The following is a 3,274-nucleotide window of genomic DNA, read 5'->3' on the forward strand; positions in this document are numbered from 1 at the left end:
GACGGGCGGGCTCGGATGCGAAAGACGAACATCGGTTTCGTGTTTCAAACCTTCAATTTGATTCCGTACCTGTCGGCTCAAGAGAATGTGCAGATCCCGTTGTACTTGTCCGGAACTGAGGAATCGGATCAACGCGATCGGGCAGCCGAGTTGTTGGAACGCGTTGGCTTGGGTGACCGTTTGGATCACAAGCCTAACGAACTGAGCGTTGGTCAACAGCAACGAGTCGCGTTGGCACGGATGCTGGCCAATGATCCCGCCGTGATCTTGGCCGATGAGCCCACCGGGAATTTGGATCCCGAGACCAGCGATCAAGTGATTGGCTACTTTGAAGAGTTCAATCGGGAAGGACGCACGATCGTGATGGTGACGCACAACCCAGAGGCGGCCGAACGAGCCAAACGGGTTTTGAAATTGCGGAACGGCAAGATCGTCGACGACCGAGCGGCACTGCACTCCGTCGAGGCGGCCTAAGCAGGTCGGCATGAATGATCGGGTAGAAACCTCACGTGCGCGAGTCTCTCTGAGACTCGCAAATGACAGCGTCTCGGAGAGTCGCCGCTACGTGACCAAGCCCAATGCCCCCGCTCACGTGCTTAGTGGTCTAACAAAGACGACGATCGGCTGCGGCAACGAGTCGTTTCGCGTCGTCTACCGAAACCACTCGCGACCACGGTCACGACGTTCAACCCCGTTTCCGTGATTGGACTTCGCATTCGAATACGTCGCTTGATGCGTGCGTATCAGCCCAGCTACACTGCTGCAAGAAACGCAACCTCGTGATCGGAAATCCTCACCGCCCGATCGATCTTCAAAAGGCCCTGGAACATGAGCACGACGACCGACTCACCTTTGCAAGGCGACCTGTCGAACGTTCCTTTGGCAGAGATCGGCGAGGAGATCAACACGATCTTTCGGGCGTTTGCGGACAGCACTCGATTGCGAATCTTGCATTTGCTGGCGGTCGACGAGATCTGCGTGGGCGACCTCGTGAAGATTTTGCAACTGCCTCAACCGACCGTTTCTCGACACCTCGCCTACCTGCGCAAAGCCTGCTTGGTCGACGTGCGCAAGGTCGGGCTGTGGTCGCACTATTCGCTCGCGCCAGCTCACTCGTGCTTCCAACAAAAGTTATACGATTGCCTGAACAGTTGTTTCATTGACGTTCCAGAATTGAAGAACGATGCACGCCGCGCGAAACAACTGAAAGAAAGCGGTGGTTGCTGCGATGAAGCGACTGATTGATTCGGCAAATCGCTATCAACCATCAGCCTCTTTGCGGGAAGCCCTCACTCAGCGCCGCCTCCCAACATTTTCTTTCACAGCAAAGGGAAGGCTAAGCGACCAAACACCTCAGCAGCGCCGTTTTCACGGCCGGTATCGCGAGGTTGAAAATCACGCGTGACGGGTTTGATCAAGAGTGATTTAAGATCGAACTCAACCGCTGCATGACCACCACTCAACTGAGAGAGGGGCGCAGCGGAATGTTCCATTTCCGCCTCCGACCAACCGCTCGAAACCCTTCGAACGAGACGAATTCAATCGTCCTTCAGGGGACAACTCCGCCGATCTTCGATGTGAGTGAACGCTGATCCATGGCGGATGCGTTTGAAGAGAGGGTTCATTGTTCCAGTCAATCCCGTTTCCTGTTTTCGTGTGTCGCCGAGGCTGCTCACAAATGAGATGGATTGGCCTTTTGATGGTGGTGACTTTCATCGGCGGTTGCCGTCCATCGGACCCCACGCAGCCCAGAGCTGACCAGGCCCCGGCGGAAGAAACGGTGGCGGTGCAAGCGGATCGCGAATTGGCGGAGCGTTTGAGCGCTGCGAACGAAGCGTACCAATGTGGGCAGTGCGATCGTGCAGCCGAACTTTTGACGCCTTTGATGATCGAGAACCCTGACCACCAAGAACTCATGATGTTGGTGGCTCGCGTAGAAGCCAAACGCGGCAAAGTGGCGAAAGCGTTGGCGATCGCAGAAGGAATCGCTGAAGGGGATTCTAAACTTCGTTCCCCCGCGATCGCGTTTTGCGTGGACGCGGCCTCCAAGCTGGACGATCCGGGCCGCCATGAACGCGCTTTGCGGCGATGGTTGGAAGCCAACCCAAATTTGGCGGAACCATCCCGCCGATTGTGGTGGCTCTTCATGAAACAAGGGCGAACCTTCGAGGCTGCCCAAGTGGCGGATCGGTTAGTCTTCTTAGGCCAAGCCAATCTGCCGCAACTCCGCTCACTCGTTTTTCGCGGCCAAACGATCTCCAGACCTCAGCATGCCGGAGGCACTGACTCGAAGGCTTCCGGGAAAGAACGATTTCAACCGGGACAAGGCCGCGCCAGACATGACTTTTCGATCGGTGATTACCAGAAAGCTCGCGCTGAACTGGAAGCCGCCCTCGCCCCGGACTCCCCCACCCGCCCCATCAACACTGCCTCCGCGAGAGCTTTGCTGGGCCGGGTCCTGGCGGAACTGCAAGACGACGCTGCGTTTTTGGAATGGTATTCTTCACGTGATTCTTCGTTGGAAGTCTACGATGACTACTGGTTCGCAATCGGAAGTTACCACTTCGATCACGGCCAATACGAATCCGCCATCCATGCTCTCTTGCAAGCTCTCAGTCGAAACTCGGCGGACTTGATCACCTACCAACGAATTCAACAATCGCTCAAGGCACTCCAACGCGATGAGCTCAGCGATGCGTTCGAAGCCAAAGCAGCGATCATTCACGAGTCGCGTGAGCTCACGAAGCAATTGGAAGGGTCACCTGACAGAGAGTTGCTGAGGGAGATTGGCAACCACCTGCTGAGTGTCGGACGGCCCCTCGAATCGTTGCGTTGGACGGAACTGAGTTTGCCAGTAACGGCAACGCCCCAATTGACGCAAATCAACCAACAACGTCGACGACTCCAAAGCGTTCCTGAATTGCGGCAAATGATGTTGGAGGACGCGATGGTTGGACTTTCGCCATCTCAATTCAAGCTGCAACCCATTGTTTCAAAGGGACTCCAACCCGAGCAGAATTTCAACTGGTCCGTCGAACCGAAAGAGCAACTGAGCGTGCGTGTGGACGACGTGGCATCTCAACGAGGGCTGAAATTCCAGTGGCGTCAAGCCACCGAAACGGACCTCTCATCGATCGCGCTGTATGAATCGCTCGGCGGTGGCGTTGGTGTGATCGATTTTGATGCTGATGGACGTCCCGATCTCTATTTCGCTCAAGGCGCCGGTGACCCGCCGGAGTTGCATGGTGTCCAGTCCAATCAACTTTTTCGCAAT

General features: G+C 55.9%; 4 protein-coding genes. 3 read left to right on the top strand and 1 reads right to left on the bottom strand.

Features of this window, described 5'->3' with window-relative positions; all coding sequences use genetic code 11:
* Both ACF8AM_RS15925 and ACF8AM_RS15930 read left to right on the top strand, forming a co-directional pair.
* The coding region (locus ACF8AM_RS15925; protein ID WP_392556581.1) for an ABC transporter ATP-binding protein at positions 1-474 on the top strand (474 nt) is incomplete at its 5' end.
* Positions 475-828: 354 nt separating this feature from the next.
* Positions 829-1,245 carry an ArsR/SmtB family transcription factor gene (locus tag ACF8AM_RS15930; protein ID WP_392556582.1) on the top strand — a complete coding sequence of 139 codons (417 nt, stop codon included), beginning with the start codon at positions 829-831 and terminating at the stop codon, positions 1,243-1,245.
* A 74-nt stretch (positions 1,246-1,319) separates the two neighbouring features.
* On the opposite strand, the gene ACF8AM_RS15935 is transcribed toward ACF8AM_RS15930, so the two are convergent.
* On the bottom strand, positions 1,320-1,493 hold the full coding sequence (locus ACF8AM_RS15935; protein WP_392556583.1) for a hypothetical protein: 174 nt from the start codon (positions 1,491-1,493) through the stop codon (positions 1,320-1,322).
* A gap of 206 nt (positions 1,494-1,699) precedes the next feature.
* Between ACF8AM_RS15935 and ACF8AM_RS15940 the strand changes: the two genes are divergently transcribed.
* Positions 1,700-3,274 (top strand): tetratricopeptide repeat protein (locus ACF8AM_RS15940; RefSeq protein WP_392556584.1); only part of this gene is annotated, 1,575 nt, incomplete at its 3' end.

It is taken from the genome of Rhodopirellula sp. JB055, assembly GCF_043100905.1.
GTDB lineage: Bacteria > Planctomycetota > Planctomycetia > Pirellulales > Pirellulaceae > Rhodopirellula.